Below are 5280 nucleotides of genomic sequence, written 5' to 3' on the forward strand. Positions count from 1 at the left end.
GTATATTTCTGGCTAAGTGGACAGTTACTATGCAAGGCGCAACGCAGGAAGCATATCCTTAGCTATGTGACCGGAGTTGCACGGCAGCAGAGTGACTGGTCAATTAGTCAGAAAATATGATTTCATTTGGTTAACTACTTATGTCGCTCTGTTGAATAACAGGGCCGTTCTTACCCTACACAAGAGTACAACTGTGTCTACTATCACCGGTTCGCTCAGTAAAATGCATTCAGACCTGCTCACCGGGACTGAAAACAGCCAGGTTACCTACCAACTGCCCGTTGGCGATCAACTACTGCTATTGAATGACCTGCTTGGACGTCAATTGTCCATAAAATACCAGGGAGAAATTCATTGCTGTCACTGTGGCCGGAAAACCAAAAAGAGTTTTAACCAGGGGTTCTGCTACCCCTGTTTTAAAAAGTTGCCCCAGTGTGACAGCTGCATCATGAGTCCGGAAAAATGCCATTATGATCAGGGTACCTGTCGTGATCCGGCCTGGGGAGAACAATTCTGTATGACAGATCATGTCGTCTATCTGGCCAACTCATCCGGCCTGAAAGTTGGCATTACCCGGGCAACCCAGGTGCCAACCCGCTGGATTGATCAGGGTGCCACCCAGGCGCTGCCATTTATCCGCGTGGCTACCCGGCAGCAGTCAGGGTTGCTGGAAGTGATTTTCAAGGAATTCATTAATGACCGGACCAACTGGCGAGCTATGCTGAAGGGACCCGCTGACCCTCTGGACCTGCAGGATAGCGCCCGGGAATTGTTGGACATGAACAGTAGTCGGATTACCGCATTGCAGGAGCAATTTGGCATTCAGGCAATACAACCTTTGGCAGGTACAGACCCGTCTGACGTTGTGAATATTGATTATCCCGTTATTGAGTACCCCGCTAAAGTGACGTCCCGATCCTTTGACAAGGAGCCGTTAATTGAAGGGACGCTACTGGGAATTAAGGGACAGTACCTGATATTTGATCATGGTGTCGTCAATATTCGTAAACATACCGCCTATCAGGTAAGCGTGGCTGTTCATTAAACGCTCTCCTTGAGAAACACTTGTAAAAACGCTTATGAAAAAGACAACAGGATGAACAAGATGAAAGACTCGCAACCAAAAGCGATTTACCTGAAAGATTATCAGGCACCTGACTACTGGATTGATCGGACCGACCTCACTTTTGATCTATTTGATGACCATACGATGGTTACCTCAGTGCTCAGTATCCGACGTAACCTTGATCATCCGTCAGCTGCAGAAAACAGTTCAGAAAAAAACCTGCCTGAGCTGGTGCTGGTGGGGGATGATCTGGAACTGGTCTCGCTTGAGATCGATGACCAGCCATTTTCAAACTTCAGGGAAGAGGGAGGCTTGCTCAGGATTACATCACCCACAGAAACGTTCACGTTAACCACTGTCTGCCGCATCAAGCCCCAGGAAAACACCTCCCTGGAAGGGCTCTATAAATCCAATGGCATGTTCTGTACCCAGTGTGAGGCAGAAGGTTTTCGCAAGATTACCTGGTACCTTGACCGCCCCGATGTGATGTCCCGGTTTATCACCCGAATTATCGCCGACAAGACGGCTTACCCGGTACTCCTCTCCAATGGCAATGAAATGGAACGTGGCGAACTGGACGGTGGCAGGCACTATGTGACCTGGGAAGACCCCTTTAAAAAGCCGAGCTACCTCTTTGCCCTGGTGGCGGGTGATTTGCAGTATGTGGAAGATCACTTTACCACCATGAGTGGCCGTGAGGTGACGCTGCGACTGTTTACCGAAGCGCACAATATTGATCAGTGTGATCACGCCATGACCTCATTGAAGAAATCCATGAAGTGGGATGAACAGGTCTATGGTCGCGAATACGACCTGGATATTTTCATGATTGTCGCCGTGGATCATTTCAATATGGGCGCCATGGAAAACAAGGGGCTGAACATCTTTAATTCAGCCTGTGTGCTGGCCAGTCCGGAAACGGCCACCGATGCCCGTTTCCAGCGGGTTGAAGCGATTGTTGCCCACGAGTATTTCCACAACTGGTCCGGTAATCGGGTTACCTGCCGGGACTGGTTTCAGCTGAGCCTGAAAGAAGGGTTTACCGTGTTCCGGGATGCAGAGTTTTCTGCGGATATGAACTCCCGGGGGGTAAAACGAATTGAGGATGTAAACATTCTGCGCACCGCCCAGTTTGCCGAAGATGCAGGGCCCATGGCGCACCCGGTCAGGCCCGAGTCGTTTATTGAGATTTCTAACTTCTACACCGTCACTGTTTATGAAAAAGGGGCGGAAGTCGTACGAATGATCCATGGTATTCTCGGGCCAGAGAATTTCCGCAAGGGGTCGGATCTTTACTTTGCCCGCCATGATGGCCAGGCCGTAACCTGTGAAGATTTTGTCAAGGCCATGGAGGATGCGTCTGGCCGTGACCTTGGCCAGTTCCGCCGATGGTACAGCCAGGCAGGCACGCCGGTACTTAAGGTCAGCGATGAGTACGATGAAAACAGCAAACAGTACCGGCTGACCATTGAGCAATCCTGTCCTGCGACACCGGGGCAGAAGGAAAAGCTGCCGTTCCATATCCCGGTTCGTATTGGCCTGCTGGACGGTGAGGGTGAAGATCTGCCCCTCAATGAAGTCGGCGACACCGATCAGGTACTGGATGTCAAACAGCAAAAAGAGATATTTACTTTTGAACATATAGAAGAGCGTCCACTGCCTTCTCTATTGAGAGGGTTCTCTGCGCCGGTGCGGGTCAAGTATGATTACACCCGTGATGACCTGCTGTTCCTGATGGAACACGACAGCGATCACTTTAACCGGTGGGATGCCAGTCAGCGCCTGGCCAGTGGCGTTATTGATGAAATGGTGGCGGCCCTGGAGCAGGGCAGGGAGTGCCCTCCTGATGACAGCCTGATCAAGGCGTTTGGAACGATTATCACTGATGAGTCTCTGGACCTTGCGGTGCAAGCGGAAATGCTGTCATTACCCTCGGAGGCCTCCCTGGCAGAACAGGCTGTAGAGGTTTACCCGCAGTTTATCCATCAGGCACGCTTGACCGTAAGGCATGGGATTGCGTCAGCGCACAGTGAATCACTGAAAACCTTGTGGCGTTCTTTAAGTAGCAGTAAGCCTTATCGCCCTGAAGCGGAGGATATTGCTGAACGCACACTGAAAAATATCAGCCTGTCCTATTTGACCAGTCTGGATGATAAAGGCATGTTGGCGCTGGCAGAGCAGCAGTATCACGGTGCGTCCAATATGACGGATCGGTTTGCGGCAATGGCCAGTATTGTTAATGCGGGCTGTCAGGATCGGGAGCTGATTGAGGAAGTACTGGCGGATTTCCTGGAGCGTTATCAGGACGATACCAATGTGATGGACCAGTGGCTGGCGGTTCAGGCCGCCAGCCCATCACTGGGCACCCTGGAGCATATTCTCAAGCTGATGCAACATGACATCTTTGATGCCACCAGTCCCAATAAGCTGCGAGCTGTGCTGGGTGGTTTTGCTGGCAACATGAGGCAGTTTCACCGGGTGGATGGTCTCGGGTATGAGTTCCTGACGGATCAGCTTCTGGACCTTGATAGCAAGAACCCGCAGATTGCTGCACGACTGATGACGCCGTTAACCCGCTGGCGCAAATTTGAGCCTGGCTGTCGTGAACGGATGCGTAAAGCACTGGAGAGAATTAAAGCAACACCGGGTCTATCTGCTGATGTTTATGAAGTAGTCACCAAAAGTCTCTGACTTGAATTCAGGCAATAATTAAAAAGATTAAAGTGGGAAAGTTATTTTTAGACGACTAATTATCATCATTCATGCTATTCCTCTTTGTCCAGAGAAGCCAGTGAATCGATAATAGAGCAGATGATTTTCAATAATCGTCTGCGGGTTTGCCTGTTTTTCCTGCTGGTCTCACTGTTTCTGGCCTGGCAGTTGGCGACCGGACTGCGGATGGATGCCAGTTTCCAGAAGATGGTGCCGCTGCAGCACCCTTTTATCCAGAATATGCTTTGTCATATGGAAGACGGCGGCAACTCCGGTAATACCATTCGCATAGCGGTTGTTGCCCTGGGTGTGGGGATCGGCGTGGATTACGGAATATACATCTATAGTCGTTTAGAGAGCTTTATGAGGCAGGGTATGTCGCTGGAAGAAGCCTGCTATGCAACCCTGACGATAACCGGTAAAGCCGTCACCTTTACCGGGTTGACACTGGCCATTGGCGTCGGTACCTGGATCTTCTCGCCGCTGAAATTCCAGGCGGATATGGTCATTCTGCTGACCTTCATGTTTGTCTGGAATATGATTGGCGCTATCTGGCTGATGCCAGCCCTGGCCAGGTTGCTGCTCGGTGGCAAGGCTGATGGGCGGAATATGCGCAGGACAGCAACTGTTTCGGTTTAGCAGGGTGGTTTTTGTCAGTTGTCGGTTGTCTGTTATTTATAGTAAACGATTTCAGTGTAATTGATGGGTTCATTCTATTGTTGACGTGCAGGCTCCGTTCGTCCTGAGCGGAGAGTGTACATGTCAAACTTATTGAAATTGCTTGTTCGGTTTTGTTGGAAAGTGCTTCACCGGGAGTTCATTGCTTTTCAAACTTTAACAAATGTATTACTATCCGTTTACGAAAAGTCACACGACATTCGCACAATAATAAAAATGCATCTCCAGATGTGCCTGAAAGGAAGTACTAATGAAAATAATCAATCAATCCTTCTTTGCCCTGTCAACGCTGACGCTGGCCATGCAGGCTGGTGCTGCCGGTTTTGCCCTGAATGAATCTTCAGCAGCTGCTGCAGGTACTGCCTATGCCGGGCGGAGTTCCAATGCGGAAGATGCTTCTATTCTGGCGGCTAACCCGGCGGGTATTGCATTGCTGAAAGAGCGGCAGGTGACTGTGGGTGGGGCTGTTGTTGTTCCTGATGGGGATTTTAAAGGTGAAGGAAACGTTGTGGGAGCCAGCAGCAATGATGAGTTTCTGAAAACTTCTGTGATCCCCTTTGGCTACTTCTCAATGCCTGTAGATGATCAACTCTCGTTTGGTTTCGGTGTATATGCGCCATTTGGTTCATCCACAGACTACAATGACGACTGGGCTGGGCGATATCTTGCCGATGAAACTCAAGTAACCATCGTTAATTTCCAGCCAACAGTTGCCTATAAATTTTCTGACCAGCTCTCTTTGGGTTTAGGTGTTTTTGCTACCTATGGAGGTAACTGTTTGGTGATCCCATACAATGTTCGCGATTACCAGGAGCTGCAGCCAT

3 protein-coding genes and 1 pseudogene are annotated in these 5280 nt (G+C 49.9%); all 4 read left to right on the forward strand.

Annotated elements, in window-relative coordinates; translation table 11 throughout:
- Nucleotides 1-193 precede the first annotated feature (193 nt).
- Nucleotides 194-1045, forward strand: a complete 852-nt coding sequence (locus KDK14_RS19680) for a DUF2797 domain-containing protein (protein ID WP_373691123.1) — start codon at nt 194-196, stop codon at nt 1043-1045.
- A 60-nt stretch (nt 1046-1105) separates the two neighbouring features.
- Entirely contained in the window at nt 1106-3757 is a 2652-nt protein-coding gene (gene pepN / locus KDK14_RS19685) for an aminopeptidase N (protein ID WP_257266915.1), read from the forward strand.
- A gap of 309 nt (nt 3758-4066) precedes the next feature.
- Nucleotides 4067-4417, forward strand: a pseudogene (locus KDK14_RS19690) (MMPL family transporter); the annotation flags it as partial.
- 289 nt (nt 4418-4706) lie between these two features.
- Nucleotides 4707-5280 (forward strand): OmpP1/FadL family transporter (locus KDK14_RS19695; RefSeq protein WP_257266917.1); only part of this gene is annotated, 574 nt, incomplete at its 3' end.

Source organism: Endozoicomonas sp. ONNA2, assembly GCF_024606365.1.
Taxonomy (GTDB): Bacteria; Pseudomonadota; Gammaproteobacteria; order Pseudomonadales; family Endozoicomonadaceae; genus Endozoicomonas.